This window comes from Staphylococcus sp. HMSC057A08 (assembly GCF_001812925.1).
GTDB lineage: Bacteria > Bacillota > Bacilli > Staphylococcales > Staphylococcaceae > Staphylococcus > Staphylococcus hominis.
On sequence record NZ_KV810872.1, the window covers coordinates 127,708 to 152,854 of the forward strand.

General features: G+C 32.4%; 30 protein-coding genes. 27 read left to right on the forward strand and 3 right to left on the reverse strand.

Going from position 1 to position 25,147, the window contains the following annotated elements; all coding sequences use genetic code 11:
• Positions 1 to 6 precede the first annotated feature (6 nt).
• The 12 genes from infA to rpsI all read left to right on the forward strand — a co-directional run bounded on the left by infA (position 7) and on the right by rpsI (position 7,269).
• Positions 7 to 225 carry a translation initiation factor IF-1 gene (gene infA, locus HMPREF2881_RS11105; protein WP_001829792.1) on the forward strand — a complete coding sequence of 73 codons (219 nt, stop codon included), beginning with the start codon at positions 7 to 9 and terminating at the stop codon, positions 223 to 225.
• A 31-nt stretch (positions 226 to 256) separates the two neighbouring features.
• Positions 257 to 370 carry a 50S ribosomal protein L36 gene (gene rpmJ, locus HMPREF2881_RS11110; protein WP_001829709.1) on the forward strand — a complete coding sequence of 38 codons (114 nt, stop codon included), beginning with the start codon at positions 257 to 259 and terminating at the stop codon, positions 368 to 370.
• A 22-nt stretch (positions 371 to 392) separates the two neighbouring features.
• Complete coding sequence (rpsM, locus tag HMPREF2881_RS11115; RefSeq protein WP_002448629.1) at positions 393 to 758, forward strand: 30S ribosomal protein S13; 366 nt, start codon at positions 393 to 395, stop codon at positions 756 to 758.
• Between the two features lie 23 nt (positions 759 to 781).
• Positions 782 to 1,171 (forward strand): 30S ribosomal protein S11, encoded by a 390-nt coding sequence (gene rpsK, locus HMPREF2881_RS11120; protein ID WP_000101625.1) that lies wholly within the window; start codon positions 782 to 784, stop codon positions 1,169 to 1,171.
• Positions 1,172 to 1,253: 82 nt separating this feature from the next.
• Positions 1,254 to 2,198, forward strand: a complete 945-nt coding sequence (locus HMPREF2881_RS11125) for a DNA-directed RNA polymerase subunit alpha (RefSeq protein WP_002448356.1) — start codon at positions 1,254 to 1,256, stop codon at positions 2,196 to 2,198.
• Positions 2,199 to 2,219: 21 nt separating this feature from the next.
• Entirely contained in the window at positions 2,220 to 2,591 is a 372-nt protein-coding gene (gene rplQ, locus HMPREF2881_RS11130; RefSeq protein WP_002448491.1) for a 50S ribosomal protein L17, read from the forward strand.
• Between the two features lie 301 nt (positions 2,592 to 2,892).
• Positions 2,893 to 3,705, forward strand: coding sequence for an energy-coupling factor transporter ATPase (locus HMPREF2881_RS11135; protein ID WP_002448370.1), 813 nt, complete (start codon positions 2,893 to 2,895; stop codon positions 3,703 to 3,705).
• Positions 3,702 to 4,565, forward strand: a complete 864-nt coding sequence (locus HMPREF2881_RS11140; RefSeq protein ID WP_002455011.1) for an energy-coupling factor transporter ATPase — start codon at positions 3,702 to 3,704, stop codon at positions 4,563 to 4,565. The genes HMPREF2881_RS11135 and HMPREF2881_RS11140 overlap by 4 nt, the downstream gene beginning before the upstream one ends.
• The gene (locus tag HMPREF2881_RS11145; protein ID WP_002448411.1) at positions 4,555 to 5,361 is read left to right on the forward strand and encodes an energy-coupling factor transporter transmembrane component T family protein; all 807 of its coding nucleotides are present in this window, start codon (positions 4,555 to 4,557) and stop codon (positions 5,359 to 5,361) included. Before HMPREF2881_RS11140 ends, HMPREF2881_RS11145 begins: the two co-directional genes overlap by 11 nt.
• Positions 5,362 to 5,365: 4 nt before the next feature.
• Complete coding sequence (gene truA, locus HMPREF2881_RS11150; RefSeq protein WP_002448347.1) at positions 5,366 to 6,169, forward strand: tRNA pseudouridine(38-40) synthase TruA; 804 nt, start codon at positions 5,366 to 5,368, stop codon at positions 6,167 to 6,169.
• A 250-nt stretch (positions 6,170 to 6,419) separates the two neighbouring features.
• Positions 6,420 to 6,857 carry a 50S ribosomal protein L13 gene (rplM, locus tag HMPREF2881_RS11155; RefSeq protein WP_002448612.1) on the forward strand — a complete coding sequence of 146 codons (438 nt, stop codon included), beginning with the start codon at positions 6,420 to 6,422 and terminating at the stop codon, positions 6,855 to 6,857.
• Between the two features lie 19 nt (positions 6,858 to 6,876).
• Positions 6,877 to 7,269 (forward strand): 30S ribosomal protein S9, encoded by a 393-nt coding sequence (gene rpsI, locus HMPREF2881_RS11160; protein ID WP_002448344.1) that lies wholly within the window; start codon positions 6,877 to 6,879, stop codon positions 7,267 to 7,269.
• A 219-nt stretch (positions 7,270 to 7,488) separates the two neighbouring features.
• Here the strand turns inward: rpsI and HMPREF2881_RS11165 are convergent, their stop codons facing one another.
• Positions 7,489 to 8,220 carry an NAD-dependent protein deacylase gene (locus tag HMPREF2881_RS11165; RefSeq protein ID WP_002488646.1) on the reverse strand — a complete coding sequence of 244 codons (732 nt, stop codon included), beginning with the start codon at positions 8,218 to 8,220 and terminating at the stop codon, positions 7,489 to 7,491.
• A 205-nt stretch (positions 8,221 to 8,425) separates the two neighbouring features.
• On the opposite strand from HMPREF2881_RS11165, the gene HMPREF2881_RS11170 reads away from it, so the two are divergent.
• The 9 genes from HMPREF2881_RS11170 (at position 8,426) to HMPREF2881_RS12125 (ending at position 16,113) form a co-directional block, all read left to right on the forward strand.
• Entirely contained in the window at positions 8,426 to 9,181 is a 756-nt protein-coding gene (locus HMPREF2881_RS11170; RefSeq protein ID WP_002448463.1) for a DeoR/GlpR family DNA-binding transcription regulator, read from the forward strand.
• Positions 9,182 to 9,412: 231 nt separating this feature from the next.
• Complete coding sequence (gene lacA, locus HMPREF2881_RS11175) at positions 9,413 to 9,841, forward strand: galactose-6-phosphate isomerase subunit LacA (RefSeq protein ID WP_002455017.1); 429 nt, start codon at positions 9,413 to 9,415, stop codon at positions 9,839 to 9,841.
• Positions 9,842 to 9,856: 15 nt separating this feature from the next.
• Positions 9,857 to 10,372 carry a galactose-6-phosphate isomerase subunit LacB gene (lacB, locus tag HMPREF2881_RS11180; protein WP_002488633.1) on the forward strand — a complete coding sequence of 172 codons (516 nt, stop codon included), beginning with the start codon at positions 9,857 to 9,859 and terminating at the stop codon, positions 10,370 to 10,372.
• Positions 10,373 to 10,384: 12 nt separating this feature from the next.
• Positions 10,385 to 11,317 (forward strand): tagatose-6-phosphate kinase, encoded by a 933-nt coding sequence (locus tag HMPREF2881_RS11185; RefSeq protein ID WP_002488608.1) that lies wholly within the window; start codon positions 10,385 to 10,387, stop codon positions 11,315 to 11,317.
• A 3-nt stretch (positions 11,318 to 11,320) separates the two neighbouring features.
• Positions 11,321 to 12,298: a tagatose-bisphosphate aldolase gene (gene lacD / locus HMPREF2881_RS11190; protein ID WP_002455020.1), complete on the forward strand. Its 978-nt coding sequence runs from the start codon at positions 11,321 to 11,323 to the stop codon at positions 12,296 to 12,298.
• A 19-nt stretch (positions 12,299 to 12,317) separates the two neighbouring features.
• Positions 12,318 to 12,632 (forward strand): PTS lactose/cellobiose transporter subunit IIA, encoded by a 315-nt coding sequence (locus tag HMPREF2881_RS11195; protein ID WP_002448512.1) that lies wholly within the window; start codon positions 12,318 to 12,320, stop codon positions 12,630 to 12,632.
• Between the two features lie 5 nt (positions 12,633 to 12,637).
• Positions 12,638 to 14,389, forward strand: a complete 1,752-nt coding sequence (locus HMPREF2881_RS11200; protein WP_049420255.1) for a lactose-specific PTS transporter subunit EIIC — start codon at positions 12,638 to 12,640, stop codon at positions 14,387 to 14,389.
• 15 nt (positions 14,390 to 14,404) lie between these two features.
• The gene (gene lacG, locus HMPREF2881_RS11205; RefSeq protein WP_025987241.1) at positions 14,405 to 15,817 is read left to right on the forward strand and encodes a 6-phospho-beta-galactosidase; all 1,413 of its coding nucleotides are present in this window, start codon (positions 14,405 to 14,407) and stop codon (positions 15,815 to 15,817) included.
• Between the two features lie 59 nt (positions 15,818 to 15,876).
• Positions 15,877 to 16,113, forward strand: a complete 237-nt coding sequence (locus HMPREF2881_RS12125) for an alpha/beta hydrolase (RefSeq protein WP_227945054.1) — start codon at positions 15,877 to 15,879, stop codon at positions 16,111 to 16,113.
• 278 nt (positions 16,114 to 16,391) lie between these two features.
• Here the strand turns inward: HMPREF2881_RS12125 and HMPREF2881_RS11215 are convergent, their stop codons facing one another.
• A complete protein-coding gene (locus HMPREF2881_RS11215; RefSeq protein WP_002448346.1) occupies positions 16,392 to 17,393 on the reverse strand; it encodes an LLM class flavin-dependent oxidoreductase in 1,002 nt (333 codons plus the stop codon).
• Between the two features lie 139 nt (positions 17,394 to 17,532).
• Between HMPREF2881_RS11215 and HMPREF2881_RS11220 the strand changes: the two genes are divergently transcribed.
• The 6 genes from HMPREF2881_RS11220 to HMPREF2881_RS11245 all read left to right on the forward strand — a co-directional run bounded on the left by HMPREF2881_RS11220 (position 17,533) and on the right by HMPREF2881_RS11245 (position 22,905).
• Positions 17,533 to 18,540 (forward strand): NADP-dependent oxidoreductase, encoded by a 1,008-nt coding sequence (locus HMPREF2881_RS11220; protein ID WP_002448412.1) that lies wholly within the window; start codon positions 17,533 to 17,535, stop codon positions 18,538 to 18,540.
• 32 nt (positions 18,541 to 18,572) lie between these two features.
• Complete coding sequence (locus tag HMPREF2881_RS11225; protein ID WP_002448522.1) at positions 18,573 to 19,586, forward strand: zinc-binding alcohol dehydrogenase family protein; 1,014 nt, start codon at positions 18,573 to 18,575, stop codon at positions 19,584 to 19,586.
• Positions 19,587 to 19,749: 163 nt separating this feature from the next.
• Entirely contained in the window at positions 19,750 to 21,324 is a 1,575-nt protein-coding gene (locus HMPREF2881_RS11230; RefSeq protein ID WP_002488619.1) for a BCCT family transporter, read from the forward strand.
• A 168-nt stretch (positions 21,325 to 21,492) separates the two neighbouring features.
• Positions 21,493 to 22,029: an alkaline shock response membrane anchor protein AmaP gene (gene amaP, locus HMPREF2881_RS11235; RefSeq protein ID WP_002448415.1), complete on the forward strand. Its 537-nt coding sequence runs from the start codon at positions 21,493 to 21,495 to the stop codon at positions 22,027 to 22,029.
• Positions 22,030 to 22,041: 12 nt separating this feature from the next.
• Positions 22,042 to 22,278, forward strand: a complete 237-nt coding sequence (locus tag HMPREF2881_RS11240) for a DUF2273 domain-containing protein (RefSeq protein ID WP_002448488.1) — start codon at positions 22,042 to 22,044, stop codon at positions 22,276 to 22,278.
• A 78-nt stretch (positions 22,279 to 22,356) separates the two neighbouring features.
• Complete coding sequence (locus HMPREF2881_RS11245; RefSeq protein WP_002448598.1) at positions 22,357 to 22,905, forward strand: Asp23/Gls24 family envelope stress response protein; 549 nt, start codon at positions 22,357 to 22,359, stop codon at positions 22,903 to 22,905.
• A gap of 111 nt (positions 22,906 to 23,016) precedes the next feature.
• Here HMPREF2881_RS11245 and HMPREF2881_RS11250 read toward each other — a convergent pair whose 3' ends face one another.
• Positions 23,017 to 24,960 carry an IucA/IucC family protein gene (locus HMPREF2881_RS11250; protein WP_002488622.1) on the reverse strand — a complete coding sequence of 648 codons (1,944 nt, stop codon included), beginning with the start codon at positions 24,958 to 24,960 and terminating at the stop codon, positions 23,017 to 23,019.
• Positions 24,961 to 25,147 lie beyond the last annotated feature (187 nt).

Sequence of the window (25,147 nt, forward strand, 5' to 3'; positions counted from 1 at the left end):
TAATCAATGGCGAAACAAGATGTAATAGAATTAGAAGGTACAGTACTTGATACTTTACCAAATGCTATGTTTAAAGTAGAATTAGAAAATGGTCATGAAATTTTAGCACATGTAAGTGGTAAAATTAGAATGAATTATATTCGTATTCTACCTGGCGACAAAGTAACAGTAGAAATGTCTCCGTATGATTTATCACGCGGTAGAATTACGTATCGTTATAAATAATCGTCACTCCATAATATAGGGAGGTATAAAAATGAAAGTAAGACCATCAGTAAAACCTATTTGCGAAAAATGTAAAGTCATTAAACGTAAAGGTAAAGTTATGGTAATTTGTGACAATCCTAAGCACAAACAAAGACAAGGTTAATAAAAGAGAGGTGTAAAAATATATGGCACGTATTGCAGGAGTAGATATTCCACGTGAAAAACGCGTAGTTATTTCATTAACTTACGTATATGGTATCGGTACTTCAACAGCTAAAAAAATTGTTGAAGAAGCTAACGTATCAGCTGATACACGTGTAAAAGATTTAACAGATGACGAATTAGGTCGTATCCGTGAAGTAGTTGACGGTTATAAAGTAGAAGGTGACTTACGCCGTGAACAAAACTTAAACATTAAACGTTTAATGGAAATTTCATCATACCGTGGTATTCGCCACCGTCGTGGTTTACCAGTTCGTGGTCAAAAAACTAAAAACAATGCTCGTACTCGTAAAGGCCCAGTTAAAACTGTAGCTAATAAGAAAAAATAATAGGTAAAGGAGGCAAAATATAAATGGCACGTAAACAAGTATCTCGTAAACGTAGAGTTAAAAAGAATATTGAAAATGGTGTAGCACACATCCGTTCAACATTCAACAATACAATCGTAACTATCACTGATGAATTTGGTAATGCTTTATCTTGGTCATCAGCTGGTGCATTAGGTTTCAAAGGATCAAAAAAATCAACACCATTCGCTGCTCAAATGGCATCTGAAACTGCTTCAAAATCAGCAATGGAACATGGTTTGAAAACTGTTGAAGTAACAGTAAAAGGACCTGGACCAGGTCGTGAATCAGCGATTCGTGCATTACAATCAGCTGGTTTAGAAGTAACAGCAATCAGAGACGTTACTCCAGTACCTCACAACGGTTGTCGTCCACCAAAACGTCGTCGCGTATAATTTTTATTGATTGTTATGATTACAAATCACTGAGCGAAACAATTTTAAAATTAATTCGACGTTATTAAGGAGGATTTTGTAAATGATAGAAATTGAAAAACCTAGAATTGAGACAATTGAAATTAGTGAAGATGCTAAATTCGGTAAGTTCGTTGTTGAACCACTTGAACGTGGCTACGGTACTACACTAGGAAACTCCTTACGTCGTATCCTACTATCTTCATTACCAGGTGCAGCGGTTAAGTACATCGAAATTGAAGGTGTTTTACACGAATTTTCAGCTATAGACAATGTTGTTGAAGATGTTTCTACAATTATTATGAACATCAAAAAATTAGCATTGAAAATCTATTCTGAAGAAGATAAAACATTAGAAATTGATGTGAGAGATGAAGGCGAAGTAACAGCAAGTGATATTACTCACGATAGTGATGTTGAAGTTCTAAATCCAGAACTTAAAATTGCGACAGTGTCTAAAGGTGGACATTTAAAAATTCGTCTTGTTGCTAATAAGGGTAGAGGTTACGCATTAGCAGAACAAAATAATACTAGTGATTTACCAATTGGTGTAATTCCTGTAGATTCACTATATTCACCTGTTGAACGTGTAAACTATACAGTTGAAAATACACGTGTAGGTCAAAGTAGTGATTTTGATAAATTAACTTTAGATGTTTGGACTAATGGTTCAATTACTCCACAAGAGTCTGTTTCATTAGCTGCTAAAATTATGACTGAACATTTAAATATTTTCGTTGGTCTTACAGATGAAGCGCAAAATGCTGAAATCATGATTGAAAAAGAAGAAGATCAAAAAGAAAAAGTACTTGAAATGTCTATCGAAGAATTAGACTTATCAGTACGTTCATACAACTGTTTAAAACGTGCAGGTATCAATTCTGTTCAAGAATTAGCTGACAAGTCTGAAGCTGATATGATGAAAGTGCGTAATTTAGGTCGTAAATCTCTTGAAGAAGTTAAATATAAATTAGAAGATTTAGGATTAGGTTTAAGAAAAGAAGATTAATAGGTTAAAGGAGGTTAACTCATGGGTTACAGAAAATTAGGTCGTACTTCTGATCAACGTAAAGCTATGTTACGTGACTTAGCTACATCACTTATCGTAAGTGAACGTATTGAAACTACAGAAGCTCGTGCAAAAGAAGTTCGTAGTGTTGTTGAGAAATTAATCACTTTAGGTAAAAAAGGTGACTTAGCATCTCGTCGTAATGCTGCAAAAACATTACGTAATGTTGAAATCTTAAATGAAGATGAAACTACACAAACTGCACTTCAAAAATTATTTGGTGAAATTGCTGAACGTTATGCAGAACGTCAAGGTGGATATACTCGTATTCTTAAAGTAGGTCCTCGTCGTGGTGACGGTGCTGAATCAGTTATCATCGAATTAGTAGATTAATTTTATATATAAATACACTAACTACTTGTATTTAAAGCAAATGAGTGCAACGATAATGTTTGCCACATACAAATATTGTCTAGCTCAGAGTACCCCATCAACTAAATACTAATATAAAGCGTGAACTCAACTAAAATGTGATGGGGTGCGCGCTTTTTTAATTTTAATGAATCTATACTGATTAAAAAGAGTCGTGCTTTTGAGGCATGACTCTTTTTATATATGAAAGACATTTACTCATGTACATCTAGTTTTTATTCATGTAAACTATTGTAGTAACTATTAATAAAGGAGGAAGGCTGTGAAAACTGATAATAACAATATCATCGAACTTAAACATGTACATTTTCAATATCAAAACGATGCGGCCTTCACTTTAGAAGATGTGTCATTTAATATACCAAAACATCAATGGACATCCATTGTAGGACATAATGGTTCAGGGAAATCTACAATTGCAAAACTTATAGTAGGTATAGAACAAGCAACTGAAGGAGAAATTTTTTATAACAATCATTTAGTTACTCCTGATTATTTAAGAGAGGTTAGACGCCATATTGGTATTGTCTTTCAAAATCCAGAAAATCAATTTGTAGGTTCAATTGTGGAATATGATGTAGCTTTTGGACTCGAGAATCACGCAGTATCTCATGACAAAATGAAAGCAATCGTCATTCAATCTTTAGATAATGTAGATATGAAAGAATATATGGAATATGAACCACATTCTTTATCGGGAGGCCAAAAGCAACGCGTGGCTATTGCAGGAGTCTTAGCACTAAGTCCAGATGTCATCATTCTTGATGAAGCAACCTCTATGTTAGATCCCCAAGGTAAACAGTCTTTACTTTCATTAATTAAACAAGTTAAACAAGAAAAAAATTTAACGATTATTTCTATTACTCATGATTTAAGTGAAGCGTTAGAAAGCGATCATGTCGTCATTATGAATAAAGGCAAAGTTTACAAAGAAGGTAAGCCAAACTTTATTTTTTTAAATACACAGTATTTAGTAGAGATTGGCTTAGATTTACCATTTGCAATGAAAATGAATCAAAAGCTAGGCTTTAAAGATGAATTCACTACATATGAAGGGCTGGTTGATAAATTATGACCATTCAATTTAATCATGTTTCATATATTTATCAAAAAGGCACTCCTTATGAATATCAAGCCTTAAATGATATCAATCTCAAAATTGAGCAAGGTAAATACTATGCGATTGTTGGTCAAACAGGAAGTGGTAAATCCACACTCATCCAACATTTTAATGGGCTATTAAAACCAACAAAAGGTAGTATTACGTTTGATAATAAGGAGATTACTCATAAAACAAAAGACAAGCATCTACGAGAATTAAGACAACAAGTAGGTTTGGTTTTTCAATTTCCTGAATCACAATTGTTTGAAGATAGTGTGGAAAGAGAAGTAGCATTTGGTCCTAAAAATTTTAAGATGAATGTGGAACAAGTTAAGTCTTATGCGTATCAGTTACTCTTAGATTTAGGTTTTGATCATCATATTATGGAACAATCGCCATTTGAAATGTCAGGTGGTCAGATGCGTAAAATTGCATTAGTTTCTATCCTTGCAATGAAACCGAATATAATTATTCTTGATGAGCCTACTGCTGGACTTGACCCAAAAAGTCGTCAGCAAGTGATGGAATTAATAAAATCAATTCAAGTCAATCATCATAAAACAGTCATATTAGTGTCACACGATATGAATGATGTGGCGCGATATGCAGAAGAAATCATTGTAATGAGACAAGGGAAAGTAATAGAACAGTGCTCTCCTAAATCATTATTCAGACAACACAAAAAACTGAAAGATTGGCATATTGCATTGCCTGATGTAGTACAACTGCAATATGATTTTGAAGATAAATATCAAACCATGTTTAATGATATTGCCTTAAATGAAGATGAGTTTGTAACATTGTATCAGGAGTGGCAAGAACATGAAAAATAAACTTATTATAGGACGTTATTTACCTAATAACTCTGTGATACATCGTCTTGATCCTAGAGCAAAGTTAATTTTTGTATTTGTATTTATTATTTTTATCTTTTTTGCTCATTCTTTTGCTACATTCGCTTGGGTAATATTATTAATTCTATGTTTTATGAAAATGGCTAAAATTCAATTTTGGTTTTTAATTAAAGGATTAACACCGATATTTTTCTTCTTAATCTTTACGTTTGTAATGCACATATTCTTTACTCACGGCGGGACTACGCTATTAGAAATAGGTTTTATTAAAATTGATAGTACAGGGGTATTAGAAGGTATTTTTATTTCTTTAAGATTAATAACGATTGTTATGGTTGCGACAATTATGACATTATCAACAAGTCCAATTGACTTGACTGATGCTTTTGAAAAGTTAATGGCCCCATTGAAACTATTTAAAATTCCTGTGCATCAATTAAGTATGATTATGTCAATTGCTTTAAGGTTTATTCCAACATTGATGGATGAATTAGATAAAATTATCCTTGCTCAAAAATCAAGAGGTTCTGAAATCAGTTCGGGGAGTTTAATGACAAGAATTAAAGCTTTCATCCCATTAATGATACCGCTATTTATTTCTGCCTTTCAAAGAGCTGATGAATTAGCCATTGCAATGGAAGTTAGAGGATATGATGCTAATGTACAACGTACAAGTTATCGTAAGTTGTCATGGCATAAGAGAGATACTTTGAGTCTATTCAGTCTGATACCTATTGGAATGATATTATTTATATTAAAATATATGGGAGTGTAAGACATTGCGCATACTAGTAAATATTGCGTATCAAGGACATGGATTTCTTGGTTTTCAAATTCAACAACAAGGTAGAACTGTTCAACAACAATTTGAAAAAATTTTAAAACGTATGCATCGCCGACATGTGCGTATACATCCATCAAGTCGCACAGATCGTGGTGTGCATGCTTATGAACAGTATTTTCATTTTGACACAGAATTGAATATTGAGCCTAAACAATGGAAATATGCGATGAATAGTGCGTTACCTGAGGATATTTACGTGAATAGTGTAAAACAAGTAGATGACACGTTTCATTGTCGTTATGATTGTGTAGGTAAGAGATATCGCTATAAAGTGTATCAAGCGGAACATCGCAATCCATTTGAAAGTGGTCTTAAGACATTTATAAAAGATGACTTAGATTTAGATAAGATGAATGAAGCGGCTAAACACTTTATTGGAACTCATGATTTTACTGGATTTTGTTCACAAAAGACTGAAGTTGAAAGTAAAGAACGTACACTATACCAAAGTGAAGTTGTAAAAACGGACGAAGGTTTTGACTATATCGTCACAGGTTCTGGTTTCTTATATAATATGGTGCGTGTACTTGTAGCTTTTTTAGTAGAAGTAGGTAAAGGGAAGCGACAACCTAACGAAGTTCCTGAGCTGCTTAAAGCTAAAAATAGAGATAATGTGCCTTTTACAGCACCCGCTGAAGGATTATATCTTGAAAAGATATATTTAGATCCAGAAGCACTTAAAAATGACTTTGGTGAGGATGTAAAAATACATTATAAAAAATCATTACAAAATGACTAATATGCATTGACAAATGGGTTTATAAAATATAAGATAGTTAACGGTATTGTTTTATATCATCCCACGATAAGCCCCGGAAACTTATTGTGTTACAAGATATATAAGCAGATTAGACAGGAATAAAATAAATGAACATTACGCTTTGAAATCGTAACAGAATGACCTAGATTGCAGGCCTCGTTCGTAGGTTCGACTGCGATGAGTACCTGTAATCTAAGACGAAGCATTTATTTTTAGGAGGATAATTATTATGCGTCAAACATTTATGGCAAATGAATCAAACATTGAGCGCAAATGGTATGTTATCGATGCTGAAGGCCAAACATTAGGTCGTTTATCATCAGAAGTAGCATCTATCTTACGCGGTAAAAATAAAGTAACTTATACACCACACGTTGATACTGGTGACTATGTAATCATCATCAACGCTGAAAAAATCGAATTAACTGGTAAAAAAGAACAAGATAAAGTTTACTACCGTCATTCAAATCACCCAGGTGGTATTAAATCAGTGACTGCTGGTGAATTAAAACGTAATAACCCTGCTCGTTTACTTGAAACTTCTATCAAAGGAATGTTACCAAGTTCACGTTTAGGTGAAAAACAAGGTAAAAAATTATTTGTATATAGTGGCGCTGAACACCCACACGCTGCACAACAACCAGAAAACTACGAATTACGTGGTTAATTAGAAGGAGGAAATTACATTGGCACAAGTTGAATATAGAGGCACAGGCCGTCGTAAAAACTCAGTAGCACGTGTACGTTTAGTACCAGGTGAAGGTAATATCACTGTTAACGATCGTGACGTACGCGAATACTTACCATTCGAATCATTAATCTTAGACTTAAACCAACCATTCGATGTTACAGAAACTAAAGGTAACTATGATGTATTAGTTAACGTATACGGTGGTGGTTTCACTGGACAAGCTCAAGCTATCCGTCATGGTATCGCTCGTGCATTATTAGAAGCTGATCCAGAATACAGAGGTTCTTTAAAACGCGCAGGTTTATTAACTCGTGACCCACGTATGAAAGAACGTAAAAAACCAGGTCTTAAAAAAGCACGTCGTTCTCCACAATTCTCAAAACGTTAATATTGGAATTGTTGCAAACTTGTTTGCTTACAAGTTCAGTATGCAAATTGCGTCAGCAATTTGTGTTCCATTAGAACGATTAAAGCACTTCTCAACTTTGAGAAGTGCTTTTTTATACATAGGAAAAACTAATGGAGCAATAGTCATATTTAATACAGTTATCGACTACTTAACATGTTAAAAACGTCTAAGACAGATGTCTTAGGCTGATATATCTTTTTATTTTTTCATCACTTCTTCAACAACTTCGGTCATATCACTGTGAATAACTAAATTAGCTTTCCTATCATATGGTGTAGCGTCTCTATTAATAATTACAAGATTGTCTCCTGTAAAGTTAGAAATAAAGCCAGCAGCAGGTTGTACGACCAAGGATGAACCTAACACAATGACAGTATCTGCTTTTTGGATTTTATCTAATGCTCTAAAGACAGTAGGCTGATCGAGCATTTCACCGTATAATACGATATCAGGGCGAATGACATCACCGCAGTTCTCACAATATCTTAATTTGTGTTCCATAACATATGATTTCGTATATTCTTTTCCACAATTGATGCAATAAAAGCGATTCAGTGTACCATGAATTTCATCAATATGTTCACTTCCAGCATCTTCATGTAACCCATCGATATTTTGGGTAATCACACCTAAAGATTTGCCTTCTTTTTCTAACTCTGCAATCCATTCATGGACGATATTAGGTTTTTTATCTGCTACTAGTAGTCGTTTATGATAAAAGTCGATAAAGCTTTCTTTATTATCATTTAAATGATCAATACTTAATAAATATTCAGGTGAATAACCCTCTTTTGAAATTTCATCAAATAATCCACCCATGGAACGAAAATCAGGTATACCACTTGCAACCGATACACCTGCACCAGTAAAAAATACAATTTTGTTTGATTTATCAACAATTTCTTTTAATTTTTCAATTTTATTACTCAATCTGAGCACCTCGTTTATAATAATGACTAATATAACTTTTTTAAAATGAATTTTATACTATTATTACAACATATTTTTACCTTTATTTTCTAGTTTTAAAACAAGTAATAGTATAGAATGAAATTGCGCTTAAAATCTTTATGAGATATATGTGTTCATTTTATATGGACATGTTTAATAAAATAAGTTGGATGTGAGAATTTGAATGAATAAATACGATCGTTTAGAAGAAATTACTAAACTCGTAAATCAAAAAGGAACAGTTAGGACAAATGAAATCGTTGAGGATCTTAATGTATCTGACATGACAGTACGTCGTGATTTAGCTGAACTAGAAGAAAAAGGATTACTAACTAAAATACATGGTGGTGCACGTAGTAATTCAGCTTTTCAAATTAAAGAAAAGTCTCATCAAGAAAAGCACACAGAGAATATTGAAGAAAAACGTGCTGTCGCAAGGAAAGCTGTTAACTTAATTGAAGAAAACGATACGATTTTTTTAGGACCTGGAACAACAATCGAGTTACTAGCTCAATTAATAGAACGAGAGTCATTAACTGTGATTACGAATTGTTTTCCAGTATTTCAAATATTATTTGAAAAGCGTTCGCTAAATTTTAAAGTTTACTTATTAGGTGGAGAAATGAGAGAACTTACTGAATCATTTGTAGGTGAAATGACAAATACGCTCCTTAAAACAAAACGATTTAGTAAAATGTTTTTTAGTTGTAATGGAGTAAAAGATGCAGATGTACTCACTTCTACAATTGACGAAGCGTATACACAACAACTTGCACTTCATCGTTCACTTGAAAAATACTTATTAATTGATACTTCAAAAATTGGAAAAGAAGATTTTACTCAATTATGTCATTTAGAAGATTTAACGGCAGTAGTTGTAGATAAAAATGATGAAGATAATGTACAAAAATTAAAAGCTTACACAGAAGTGATACATTAATTGAATGATACCAAGATTGTTTATTTAAACAATCTTGGTATTTTTTTAGATAATTGAATGCAATTAAACATAAAAATAAAATATTTTGTTTAAAAAATGAAACTTCAAACAATATTCGAACATTTATTGTTGATTATTTGTTTATTTATGTTTATAATTTAGGTGTAAAGATTTGAAAGCGCTTTTTCAAACACATGTGTTTAATTATCTTATTTTCAAAGGAGAATCATTATGACAATTTTTATTGGTTCAGATGTCGCTGGTCAACGTCTTAAAGATGTTATAAAAACATTTTTAAAAGAAAATAACCATGATGTAGTAGATGTAACAGAAGGAAAAGAATTAGACTTTGTTGATTCAACATTAGCAGTTGTACACGAAGTACAAAAGAACGATGATAATTTAGGAATTGCAGTGGATGCTTATGGCGCAGGTAGTTTTATTGTCGCTACAAAAGTAAAAGGAATGATTGCTGCTGAAGTATCAGATGAACGTTCAGCATATATGACACGTAGTCATAACAATGCACGCATGATTACAATGGGTTCTGAAATTGTAGGCGATACATTAGCAAAAAATATTGCTAAAGAATTTGTAAATGGACACTATGATGGCGGACGTCACCAAATCCGTGTAGATATGTTAAATAAAATGTGCTAATTGGAGGAATAAATAATGAAAATTGCTATAGGTTGCGATCACATTGTAACTGATACAAAAATGGAAGTTTCACAACATTTAAAAGCTCAAGGACACGAAGTTATTGATGTAGGTACGTATGATTTTACACGTACACATTATCCTATCTTCGGTAAAAAAGTAGGAGAAAAAGTTGCTAGTGGAGAAGCAGACTTAGGCGTATGTATCTGCGGTACTGGTGTTGGTATTAGTAATGCAGCAAACAAAGTCCCAGGGGTAAGAACAGCATTAGTACGTGATATGACATCAGCACTTTATTCAAAAGAAGAATTAAATGCTAATGTTGTTAGTTTCGGCGGTAAAGTAGCAGGCGAATTATTTATTTTCGATATCGTTGATGCATTTATCGAAGCAGAATACAAACCTACTGAAGAAAATAAAAAATTAATTGCTAAAATTAATCATTTAGAAGCACATAATGATAATCAATCTAATCCTCACTTCTTTGATGAATTCTTAGAAAAATGGGACAAAGGTGAATATCACGATTAAGGAAGATGTGAAATGATTCTAACATTAACTTTAAATCCTTCAGTTGATATTTCTTACCCATTAGAACAGTTTCATCTAGATACTGTGAATAGAGTTAAAAAAACGAGTAAAACTGCTGGAGGAAAAGGATTAAATGTAACACGTGTATTATCAGAATTTGGCGAAAATGTATTAGCAAGTGGCTTTTTAGGTGGCGCATTGGGTCAATTTATTGAAGAACAATTAACGGATGCTCAAATTGAACAGTCTTTCTTCAAAATAAAAGGAGAAACACGAAATTGTATCGCTATTCTACATGAAGGACAACAAACTGAAATACTTGAACAAGGACCAACTATTGGCAAGGAAGAAGCAGAGAGCTATAAAACACATCTTTTAGAACTATTTAAAAGAGCTAATGTTATAGCGATGTCTGGAAGTTTACCTAAAGGTCTTAATACAAATTACTACGCTGATATTGTGAAATTAGCAAATAAACAAGGTCTACCTACGATTGTAGATAGTTCTGGTCAATCATTAATGGATGTATTGTTGAGCGAAAGTAAGCCTTCAGTGATAAAACCTAATATTGATGAATTATCTCAATTATTACACACTACTGTCACTACAGATATCGATAGTTTAAAAGAAGCGGTTACTCAACCCATTTTCAAAGGTATTGAATGGATTATTGTTTCTTTAGGTGGCGATGGCGCTTTCGCTAAACATCATCAAACATTTTATAAAGTAAACATTCCCAAAATAGAAGTTGTTAATCCTGTAGGGTCTGGTGATTCTACAGTGGCAGGTATTGCATCAGGTCTTGTTCATCAACAATCCGATGAAGATTTACTGAAAAAAGCTAATGCATTTGGAATGTTAAATGCAATGGAGCATCAAACAGGTCATATCAATGTAGATAAATTTAAAGAACTATTCAAACAAATTGAAGTTATAGAGGTGTAATTCATGACAAAATCACAACAAAAACTAGCATCAATCGAACAATTAAGTAATCAAGATGGGATTATTTCAGCTTTAGCATTTGATCAACGTGGGGCATTAAAAAGAATGATGGCTGAACATCAAACAGAACCTCCTACAGTTGAACAAATCGAACAATTAAAAGTACTTGTATCAGAAGAGTTAACACAATATGCATCTTCTATTCTTTTAGATCCTGAATATGGCTTACCTGCTTCTGATGCACGTAATAAAGAGTGTGGTTTATTACTTGCATATGAAAAAACTGGATATGACGTGAATGCAAAAGGTCGTTTACCAGATTGCTTAGTAGAATGGTCTGCTAAACGTTTAAAAGAACAGGGGGCCAATGCAGTTAAATTCTTACTTTATTATGATGTAGATGATTCAGAAGAGATTAACATTCAAAAGAAAGCTTATATTGAACGAATTGGTTCAGAATGTGTTGCTGAAGACATTCCATTTTTCTTAGAAGTGTTAACTTATGATGATAATATTCCAGATAATAAAAGTGCTGAATTTGCAAAAGTAAAACCTCGTAAAGTAAATGAAGCAATGAAGTTATTCTCTGAAGATCGATTCAATGTTGACGTGCTTAAAGTTGAAGTACCCGTAAATATGAATTTTGTCGAAGGATTTACAGAGGGTGAAGTTGTATACACAAAAGAAGAAGCAGCACAACATTTCCGTGATCAAGAAGCAGCGACACATTTACCTTATATTTATTTAAGTGCTGGTGTATCAGCTGAATTATTCCAAGACACATTAACATTTGCACATGATGCAGGTGCACATTTCAATGGCGTGTTATGTGGACGTGCGACATGGTCTGGTGCAGTTAAAGTTTATATTGAACAAGGAGAACAAGCTGCAAGAGAATGGTTACGTACAACTGGTTATAAAAACATTGATGATTTAAATAAAGTACTAAAAACAACTGCAACATCTTGGAAAGCAAAATAACTTAGGGGAGGTTATTCATATGAACAGAGAAGAAGTACAATTACTTGGTTTTGAAATTGTCGCATATGCAGGAGATGCACGTTCAAAATTATTAGAAGCATTAAACGCTGCTAATGAAGGTGATTTTGATAAAGCTGAACAACTTACGGAGGAAGCAAATGAATGTATTGCAAATGCACATAAAGCTCAAACAAACTTATTAGCTCAAGAAGCGCAAGGTGATGACATTGCATTTAGTATTACAATGATTCACGGTCAAGACCATTTAATGACAACGTTATTATTAAAAGATTTAATGAAGCATTTAATTGAATTATACAAAAAAGGGAGCTGACCCCTATGAATAAGTTAATAGCATGGATAGAAAAAGGAAAGCCGTTCTTTGAAAAAATATCTCGTAATATTTATTTAAGAGCGATTCGTGATGGATTTATTGCAGCAATTCCAATTATCTTGTTCTCAAGTATATTTATTTTAATCACATATGTACCTAACGTGTTTGGCTTTACTTGGAGTAAAACGATGGAAGGTATATTGATGAAACCATATAACTATACCATGGGAATAGTTGGTTTGATTGTAGCTGGAACAACAGCTAAGTCTTTAACCGATTCCTACAACAGGAAATTAGATAAAACCAATCAAATTAACTTTATTTCTACAATGATGGCTGCGATGAGTGGATTTTTATTCTTAGCAGCAGATCCTATTAAAGAGGGTGGATTTTTAAGTGCATTTATGGGCACAAAAGGATTATTAACAGCTTTTATTTCAGCCTTTATTACCGTAATTGTTTATAATTTCTTTATTAAAAGAAATATTACAATAAAAATGCCTAAAGAAGTACCACCAAATATTTCTCAGGTATTTAAAGATATCTTCCCGTTGTCAGCGGTTATTATCATTATTTATGCATTAGATTTATTATCAAGAACATTTATTCATACAAATGTAGCGAACGCCGTATTAAAAATCTTTGAACCATTATTTACTGCGGCAGATGGCTGGATTGGTGTCACACTTATCTTCGGTGCTTTCGCATTCTTCTGGTTTGTAGGTATACATGGTCCATCTATTGTTGAACCAGCAATCGCTGCAATTACTTATGCAAATCTTGAAACAAACTTAAATTTGATTCAAGCAGGAGAACATGCAGATAAAATTATTACACCTGGTACACAAATGTTCGTTGCAACTATGGGGGGTACCGGTGCTACATTAGTCGTTCCATTTATGTTTATGTGGTTAACTAAATCAAAAAGAAATAAAGCCATTGGTAGAGCATCAGTTGTACCAACATTCTTTGGAGTAAATGAACCAATTTTATTTGGTGCACCACTCGTATTAAACCCAGTATTTTTCATACCATTTATTTTTGCACCAATAGTAAACGTATGGATCTTTAAATTCTTTGTTGATGTACTTAAAATGAATAGTTTTAGCATCTTCTTACCATGGACGACACCAGGGCCTCTTGGTATTGTGATGGGTACAGGATTTGCATTTTGGTCATTTGTGTTAGCAATTGTATTAATCGTAGTTGACGTTATGATTTATTATCCATTTTTAAAAGTATATGATGAACAAATTCTTGAAGAAGAACGAGGTAACAAAGAAGTAAATAATGAATTAAAAGAAAAAGTATCCGCAAACTTTGATACGAAAAAAGCAGATGCAATTTTAGCAACTGCTGGTGCAAATGAAGCGACAACAACTGAACCAGCACCTTCCGATGAGGAAGTATCGGCTAAAGAGTCATCAAATTCAATTAACGAACAAACTAACGTTTTAGTCTTATGTGCCGGTGGCGGTACAAGTGGATTACTTGCAAATGCGTTAAACAAGGCTGCTGAAGAATATCAGGTACCTGTAAAAGCGGCAGCTGGTGGTTATGGTGCACATATGGATATTATGAAAGACTATCAATTAATTATTTTAGCGCCTCAAGTTGCTTCTAACTATGAAGATATAAAACAAGATACAGATCGATTAGGTATTAAATTAGCAAAAACTCAAGGTGTTGAATACATTAACTTAACTCGTGATGGCAAAGCAGCATTAGACTTCGTTCAACAACAATTTGAAAAATAATTAGGAGATGAAAGTATAATGAAAAAATTACCAGAAGATTTTATTTTTGGTGGTGCAACAGCAGCTTATCAAGCAGAAGGTGCGACTCAAACAGACGGAAAAGGTCGTGTAGCCTGGGACACTTATCTAGAAGAAAACTATTGGTATACAGCTGAACCTGCAAGTGACTTTTATCATAAATATCCAGTTGATTTAGAATTAAGTGAGAAATTTGGTGTTAATGGTATTCGTATATCTATCGCGTGGTCAAGAATTTTTCCAACAGGTTATGGAGAAGTTAATCAAAAAGGTGTAGAATTCTATCACAATTTATTTAAAGAGTGTCATAAACGACACGTTGAACCGTTTGTTACATTACATCATTTTGATACTCCAGAAACACTTCACAGTGATGGAGATTTCTTAAACCGTAAAACGATTGATTATTTTGTAGACTATGCAAAATTCTGCTTTGAAGAATTTACTGAAGTCAACTATTGGACTACTTTTAATGAAATTGGTCCTATTGGTGATGGCCAGTATTTGGTCGGTAAATTCCCACCAGGTATTAAGTATGATTTTGCAAAAGTATTCCAATCTCATCATAATATGATGGTCGCACATGCGAAAGCGGTTAAACTATTTAAAGACAATGGATATAATGGGGAAATTGGAGTCGTTCATGCATTACCAACTAAGTATCCATACGATCCTTCAAATCCGGAAGATGTAAGAGCAGCAGAACTTGAAGATATTATTCATAACAAATTTATCTTAGATGCAACGTATTTAGGAAAATATTCTCGTGAAACTATGGAAGGTGTACAACATATTCTTTCTGTCAATGGCGGTAAATTAGATATTACCGATGAAGACTATGCTACATTAGATGCTGCAAAAGATTTAAATGACTTCCTAGGTATCAATTACTATATGAGTGATTGGATGAGAGGATATGAAGGAGAATCAGAAATTACACACAATGCTACTGGAGATAAAGGTGGCTCTAAGTATCAACTTAAAGGTGTAGGACAACGTGAATTTGACATAGATGTTCCTCGTACTGATTGGGATTGGATGATTTATCCACAAGGTCTTTATGATCAAATTATGCGTGTTATAAAAGATTATCCTAACTATCATAAAATTTATGTTACTGAAAATGGGCTTGGGTATAAAGATGAATTCGACGAAGAACGTAAGACAGTTGATGATGATGCACGTATCGACTATGTTAAAAAACATCTTGAAGTCATTGCTGATGCGATACGTGATGGTGCCAATGTAAAAGGCTATTTCTTATGGTCACTTATGGATGTGTTCTCATGGTCTAATGGTTATGAAAAACGTTATGGTCTATTCTACGTTGATTTTGACACACAAGAACGTTATCCGAAAAAAAGTGCATATTGGTATAAAGCATTAGCTGAATCTAAAGAAATTAAGTAATTTTATAAATTTGACAGGACAGAAATGAAATTTTCTGTCCTGTTTCTTATTTTATTGAGATACTAGTATTAAAAAATAAGGAGTATAATTTTGTCGCACATTCTATGGGGAATTTATCTTTCACGTATTTTATGAAAAGTGATGATCATCATCCACCATTTCCGACACTAAATAAAAAAGAAGTCAATATTGTTAGAACATATAATGGCGTTCTTAATTTAAATGAAAAGGTGAATGAAATTCAAGTTGATCAAAATGGCAAACCAAACAAAATGAGTGAAGATGATAAAAAGTGACTTGGATTAAAAAATATTTATAAAGGTAAACAAATAGAAGATTTAAACATTTATGAAGATAATTAAAATGGTATGCATTTTGACGTTAAAGTATCTAATAGCTCGTCTCGGCCATTAAAATCTTTGTTAGAAGCAAGTCCAAAAACGTATAAAAATTCTTAATATATAGAATCAACGACTCAACATAGCCAACTTCATGAAAATAAAGATGTTGCAAATGAAAACATTAAAGTTTATGAAACAAATAAAAATTAGGAGCGTTCATAATACTGACTCTCCTAATTATCTAGACAAGCATGAGCTATAAGTTCAATTAATTTAGTACGATGAGTATGTCCGTATACATTAGGAAGAATCATGATTTCATCGACTTCAAATTCGTTTTGTAATTGTATTAACTGCTGAGCTACTTCATGTGGTAAGCCACTAATCATTCGACGTTTATTTTTTTCTATTTTTTCTTGATCTCTTTCAGAATAATGGCGTTGTTGTGCTGTTTCAATAGAAGGATATACTTTAGGTTGTTTAAGATAGTTAATACGTATTAACCACAAATTTAATGCATCTAATAATTGCTTAATCGTTAATTCATTTTCTGCCGTAACGACAAAAGTAGCTAAAATAATATAGGGTGAATGCGAATGACCATGATACTCTGTAAAACGCGATTTATAATGTTGAATGACATGTGTTAAATTTGCGTGCGATTGACCCATATGAGCAATCACAAAAGGTAAGCCTTTTTTTGCGGCAAGCTCAGCACTTTGTTCACTCATTCCTAAAATAAACATCTCAGGTGAATGCTCTGTGTATGGAGTGGCTTCTAAAGTTTTGAAACGATGTGAATGAATAGTGTCATTCGTAAAGTATTTGTTCAAATCATCTACTTGTTGAGATAGTTTGGGTTTTTGAGTTTTAAATTCATTTAGCGCTTCGTTTACATTTTTGAAGCTAGGAGATCGCCCAATTCCCATATCAATTCGGCCAGGATGTTTGACTTCCATAATTTTAAATTGTTCTGCAACTTTGTAAGCACTATAATGGGGGAGCATAACACCGCCACTTCCAATATGAATAGAGTGTGTATGTTCAAGTAACATAGCCATTACGATTTCAGGAGCGCTTGATACAACAGAAGGAACTTGATGATGTTCTGCTACCCAATAACGTGCATAACCAAGTTTCTCTGATAGTTGAGCAAGTTCAATTGAATGATTTAAAGCTTCTTGTGGTGTATCACCTTCAAAGAGTGGTACATAGTCTAAGATACTTAATTTCAAGTTTAAGACCTCACTTTGCTTGGTATAATAAAGTATTAAGTGTTATCATACTAGACATTATAAAGTGAAAGCAGTTGAATTGCGATAAAATTGTTTGTGATATGACACTGTTTTTGAATACTGAAAGGAGTCTTTTATAATGAATAATGAGCAAGTTTTATTAGCAAAATATCCTAAAGGTATGCCCCAAGATGATACATTTAAATATGAAAATATTGACATAGTTGATCCGAAAGAAAATGAAATTCAAATTGAATCTTTATATATATCTGTCGATCCATATATGCGTGGAAGAATGACTCAAGCCGATTCTTATGTGGAGCCTTTTAAAATTGGCGAACCTATTCAAAGTCACATTGTAGGCAAAATTATTAAATCAAATTCTGAAAAATTTAATGAAGATGACATTATTGTAGGTATGTTGCCATGGAAGCGTATTAATACAGTAAATGAAGAGAAAATAAGTAAAATATCTAATACAGATGTACCACTTTATTTATATTTAAGTACGTTAGGTATGACAGGCCAAACAGCTTATCATGGTTTATTAGAGATTGGTCAACCAAAAGAAGGCGACACTGTAGTAGTTTCAGCAGCTTCTGGTGCAGTAGGTGCTGTGGTTGGTCAAATTGCTAAAATCAAAGGTGCTAGAGTAGTAGGTATAGCTGGTGGAGATAAAAAAGTGAATTATCTAACAGAAGAATTGGGTTTTGATGCAGGTATTGATTATAAAAAGGATGATTTTGCAGAAGCATTAGCAAAAGCCGTACCGAATGGCGTAGATGTTTATTTTGAAAATGTAGGTGGCACAATAGCCGATGAAGTTATGAAACATCTCAACCGTCATGCACGTATTCCTGTTTGCGGTACGATTTCTAATTATAATAATACTGAACAAGAAAAAGGTCCACGTGTACAAAGCACATTAATTAAACATCAAGCACTGATGCGCGGTTTCTTGGTAGCGGAATTTGCCGATGACTTTGAACATGCAAGTAAAGAACTGGCAACGTGGATACAAGAAGGAAAAATTAAAACAAAAGTATCTATAGAAGAAGGATTTGAATATTTACCAAAAGCGTTCAGAAACTTATTTACAGGTGAAAACTTTGGCAAACAGATCGTTAAAGTGTCAGAGAATGTATAATTTAAAATTCAGTAAAAGGTAGGTATATAATTATGAAAGCTATAGGATTTAAACAACCATTTAAATTAGAAGAAGGAAATGTATTTGAAACATTTGAATTAGATATGCCCCAGCCATCTTCTAGAGAGTTGCTTGTTAAAATACAAAGTATAAGTGTAAATCCGGTTGATACAAAACAACGCCTTACTGAAGTTAAAAGTTCTCCGAGAATTTTAGGTTTTGATGCAGTAGGGACGGTTCAAAAAACTGGAACAGAGGTTACAATGTTTAAGGAAGGCGATATTGTATTTTATTCTGGTGCGCCTAATCAACATGGTTCAAATCAGGAATATCAACTTATTGATGAACGATTAGTCGCAAAAGCACCTAAAAATCTTTCGGCAGAACAAGCTGCTAGTCTTCCGTTAACTGGTATTACAGCGTCAGAAACTTTATTTGATGTGTTCAAAATTTCAGAGGATCCAAATCAAAATAAAGGGAAATCATTACTTATTATCAATGGCGCAGGTGGTGTTGGAAGCATTACGACTCAAATTGCTAAGGCATATGGTCTAAAAGTCATTACAACTGCGTCACGTCAAGAAACAATCGATTGGTCAAAAAAGATGGGTGCAGATATCGTACTCAATCATAAAGAAGATTTAAAATCTCAATTAGAACAACAGCACATTGAAGCGGTAGATTTCGTATTTTGCACGTTTGATACAGACATGTATTATGAAACAATGATAGATATAGTGAAACCAAGAGGACATGTTGCTACGATTGTAGCTTTTAAAGGATCACAAGATTTAAATTTATTAAAAACAAAAAGTGTTTCCTTTACACATGAATTTATGTTTACAAGACCTATTTTTCAAACAGAAGACATGATTAAACATCATTATTATTTAGAGGATATTGCTAAAAAAATTGAGAATGGTACGTATCAAAATACAACGACAAAAGTCATCAATGGCTTAACAGCAGAACATTTATATGAAGCACATCAAATATTAGAATCCAATTCAATGATAGGAAAACTTGTTATAAATGTAGAAGAATAGAGAATGATTTAACACCTCTTAGTGTCTATAAATAAGACATTAAGAGGCGTTTTTATTATTTTATAATATATCAATTTGATTAATTATAAAAATTCCAATATATCGTTAGATATAACATGAATAGGGTATAGTATTTCTAACTATCAGAAAGGAGAATAATATAATGCGAAAAAAATCTATAAGCATTGTATTTTGGATTGCATTAGCTATCTGTACATTATTTGTAGTGTATGGAGCGATACTACCCAAGCAATTAGAAGCAATCACGCAAAATATTACATCGTTTATTGCAGTTAATTTTTCTTGGTATTATCTTTTACTAGTTTTAATTATATTTTTTATTTGCGTATACTTATTATTTTCAAGATATGCATCCATTACGTTAGGTGTGGAAGGAGAAGAGCCAGAATTTTCATTACTTTCTTGGTTTGCTATGTTGTTCAGTGCAGGAATGGGAATAGGATTAGTGTTTTGGACTACAGCTGAGCCAGTTAGTCATGCCTATAAAGCGACGCCTATACATAAAATTGGTACACAAGCAGCAATTAATGATGCGTTCCAGTTTGCTTTCTTCCATTGGGGAATTCATGCGTGGGCAGTGTATGGCATTGTTGCATTAGTTTTTGCTTATTTTAATTTTCATAAAGGATATCCAGGTTTAGTAAGCGCAACGCTTGTTCCGATTTTTGGAGAAAAAAGAATGAGAGGACCAATCGGAAGTGCTATAGATGTTTTAGCTGTTATTGCAACGGTTACAGGTGTAGCAGCTACCTTAGGTTTTGGTGCTTTACAAATTAATGAAGGTCTTCACTACTTGTTTAAAGTACCGAGTCATTTCGGCACACAAGTCATTATTATTATTATTGCAACTATTTTATTTAGTTGGTCTGCATGGTCCGGAATTGATAAGGGAATAAAAACTTTAAGTAATATTAATATGATTTTAGCTTTTATTGTATTAATAGGATTATTTCTAGTAGGACCTACTTTATATATTTTAAATACATTTACTAACGGATTAGGAAATTATATTTTTAATTTCTTTAGTATGAGTTTGCGTATTCCAATGGATGGTGGCGCAAAATTTCAATGGGTACAAAATTGGACTATATTTTACTGGGCATGGTGGGTGTCTTGGGCACCATTTGTAGGAATATTCATTGCACGTGTATCACGTGGTAGAACAATTAAAGAATTTATTTTAGGAGTGTTATTTGCTCCAGCTCTTGTATCTTTCTTTTTCTTTGCAGTGTTCGGAGGAGCAGCAGTGTATCTTCAGCATAGTGGAATTGCTAATATTGCTAAAGAAGCAACAGAGACTGCAACATTTGCCACTTTAGAGCATTTTCCATTGGGATTTGTATTAAGTATTGTTAGTTTAATCGTTATTATGATTTTCTTTGTAACTTCTGCAGATTCGGCTACTTATGTTCTTGGAATGTTAAGTAGTAAAGGAAATATTAATCCTAGCTCTTTCGTTAAAGTAAGTTGGGGGATTATTATGGCCTTATTTGCGATGATAATGATTTATACCGGAGGAACACAAGCAATTCAGAACTTATTAATTATTGCAGCACTCCCATTTTCCGTAGTTATTATTCTTATGATATGGTCTTTATTTAAAACGTTGAGTTTAGATCATCCGCGGGTATCAAAGAAAAATGTTTTAATGAAAAAAGATAATTTACAATACAATAAAACGAATAATATAAAAAACGAAAATAATTATGGAAAATAGGTTTTTATTGTGTTAAATTTGGGAATATTTAATCTAGAAGGTAAACTTTAATAAATTTAAAAAAATTAAATAAAAAATTTTAATGTTAACGTTTTAAAAAATTTTTAAAGGGTACTTAAATTTTATAATTAAATAATTTCAACAATGACTAAGGAGGTGTGTTTAGAGGTGCATAGATTTAAAAACTTTATCCTTGGCCTATTAATAGTTGCGATTGTTGGTTTCTTATTGTTTATGTACATAGATGATAGTCGTATTAAGCGTTATCAAGACTATTTCTTACAATTCAATTGGTTCCAACCATTATTAATTGGTTTATCTGCTTTACTCGTATTAATTGGTATTATATTGGTATTTAGCATCTTTAAACCAACATATAGAAAACCAGGTCTTTATAAAGACTATAATGATGGACATATTTATGTATCACGTAAAGCAGTCGAAAAGTCTGCATACGATACATTAACTAAATACGATGAAATCAGACAACCAAACGTGGTTACTAAACTTTACAATAAGAAAAACAATTCTTACATTGACATTAAAGCTGATTTCTTAGTGCCTAATGATGTGCAAGTAAAATCATTAACTGAGAGCATTAGATCTGACATTAAACATAATGTTGAGCATTTTACTGAAATGCCTGTTAGAAAATTAGAAATTAATGTTAGAGATCAAAAATCTGCCGGACAACGCGTACTATAAGGGAGGGATAACATGGCTGATAATAATCAAAATAGTCAAGATTCTACTCAACAAATTATCGACTTCCTAAAGTCGTATAAATGGCGAATTATAGGTTTCTTTGCATTCTTAATTATTGCAATCTTATTCCTGACTTTAGGGTTCTGGAAAACAATTTTAATTATTGTTTTATGTTTAATCGGAATTGGCGTTGGGTATATGAAAGACCGTACACAAGATTTCATGAACTTCTTAAATCGATGGAGTTAACATTCATTATTTAAGAATTCATATAAATTAAAAAATTAAGTATTAAAAATTAAATTTTATTTAAAAAGGAGAATTCACATGGCTGTAGATAATAACAAAGCTAAACAAGCATATAATAACCAAACTGGAGTAAATGAAAAAGAAAGAGAAGAACGTCAAGAACAAGCACAACAATACAGAGAAGAACGTCAAAATAATCAACAACATTTTGAAAATAAATTAACGTTCTCTGATGAAGTTATCGAAAAAATTGCTGGTATCGCTGCTCGTGAAGTAAGAGGTATCTTAGATATGAAAGGCGGATTCACTGACAGTATTTCTAGCGCATTCTCAAGCGGTAACAACGTAACACAAGGTGTTTCTGTTGAAGTTGGTGAAAAACAAGCGGCTGTAGACTTAAAAGTAATCTTAGAATACGGTGAATCAGCTCCAAAAATCTTCCGTAAAGTAACTGACTTAGTTAAAGAACAAGTTAAATACATTACTGGTTTAGATGTTGTTGAAGTTAACATGCAAGTTGATGACGTAATGACTAAAAAAGAATGGGCACAAAAAAACCAAAAAAATAACAACAACAATAACAATAATAACAACAATAATAATTTCGAAAGATCAGATTTACAATAAGTTTATTGAAAAAAGACCTTGGAATGTTCCAAGGTCTTTTTTATAGTTAATATCATTTTTTAACAAGAGACGGAATAACATTCAATTTTAATGTTATTCCGCTTCTTAATTTTAATGTAGTGGATTATTAACTTTAATATAAGTGTAATGATGTGCTTCATCTTCTAAACGCATAGTGGTTACACACTTATAATCAATTGTTGCAGCAAATAAAGTATGAGTAATCTTTTGTATACGTCCTGTATCAACGTCAGTCAACTTAGCTAATATATCTTGAATAATATGACTGATATGATGCCACATTATTTTTTCAAAATCCATATTTTCTACTTTTTCAGTAATTGTTAATATTAATTCAGCTAGATGATTTTGAACAGTTGAATAGAATACTTTATTAAAAACAGATGTAGTGGATTGAGTAAGAATTCTAGATTTCTTATGGAAATGTGATGTTTTATACCCCATTTTGTTTAATTGAGTTTCATCAATACGTAATCCTTCGAAATCTCGAATATAGATTTTACTTAAACTACCGTCTTGATTAAATGTAGCAATAGAATTTTGTAAATGTGCCTCTAGCGCGATTCCATATTTTACATATAGTGGCATAACTATTCCTAATAATTGAGTCGCATAATCTTGAATCCATGCATAAGCCGCTTTTTCAAATGACTTAAATTGACGTGTAAGTTGATATCGTTTTATTAAGCTTTCAATTGGCGGTTCAGTATTGTTTGGATAATAAGCAACCAGACTAGAAGGTATGACAGGTATTGTATCTTCTTCGATTAATGTATAAATATTTTCTCTAAATAATGTTCCAAGTTGTTCACTACGTTCAGTTTGGATTGTTGAATGATCTTTAGAATTATAAAAATGAATGCCAGCAATTTCATCTAATGTTTCTATGCGATAAGGCTGAAAATCAGGGTCGTTTTTTAAAATATCATTCACAATTTTAGTAACTAAAGGTCCATTATGCGTTGTTTGTTCAGAAAGCGTCCGTATTTCTCCAGTAATATGAACATTTGTAGAAAGTTTAATATGCGGGAATAGTTTAGGATATTTTGGCATTAATGTTCTGAATGATAAGCCAGCATAATAAGGTAAGGTCATATCAATAAGAATAATAAGTTGTTCATCTAGTTCTTGTTGATATTGACTAAGTAAAATATGTTCGAATTGCCAAGGATGGACCACCATTAAATGATAATCTTCAATTCTTATATTATTATAGTTATTTAAAAGGTGAGTAAATAATTTATGAAAAGATTGGTGAAGTATATCATTATAGGTTGAAGATAAAGATTGAACATTTGCTATACTATTATGTATGAATACACATTTTAATTGGATTTCTTGACCGTATTCTGAACTATAATGAATATTCTCTTTAGCACTCATCCCTTTACGAAGCTTTGCGCCTGGATGAAGGGGATGACCTTCTATAACTGATTGTTCCGAACGTAAATAACTATCGTCACTTTTTGCAATCAATTCCCATAAGGATTCGTAGTTTGAATGCATATGTTTAGCTTGATAACTTAGTGCCAGAATCATATTAGCAGCACTATTATTTAAGTCTTCTCTAAATTGTTCACTAGCAGCGTTATCAAGTTTTGGCGCTTCAGCTAAAATTAAATCTAGAATATCATTTGGATGTTGGATTCTTTCATATTCGTGATTACGATGTTTTAAGATATAAAAGGGGCCTTCCACATCTACCCGGTCGAAGGCATATCTACCTTTTATTTGACTGTAAATATCGATATTTGATTTTGGAAAATGAATACATAATACGTCTTTATCTTTAGAAAACATAGAGACAGTTAATTTGGTAGGTCTAATAATCTGACTATTATCTTTAGCGTGTATTAAGTTTTCACGATATAAAGATGTAATAAGACGTTGAGAAATTTTATCTCTACCTATTAAAATATATTGTTTAAAATAATCGATTAAATCAGGATAAAATTCATTTAAATATGTATAAACATCATATTCTTCATTAGTAAGTTGCAAGTTATGATTATTAATGGTTGTATTTTGATTCATATAACACCTCATCCACATTCTACAAAATTATAAATAGTTTGTATAATATCTAACTCTAAAATTAAACCTTTTTAAAAGATAGTTTAAATTTAAGACACAATATTTTAATAAATTCTAAGTTCATGTCATTGCTAGTACCCTTAATTAAATTTATAATTATTAAACTAGTTAAACTTAATTATGAAAA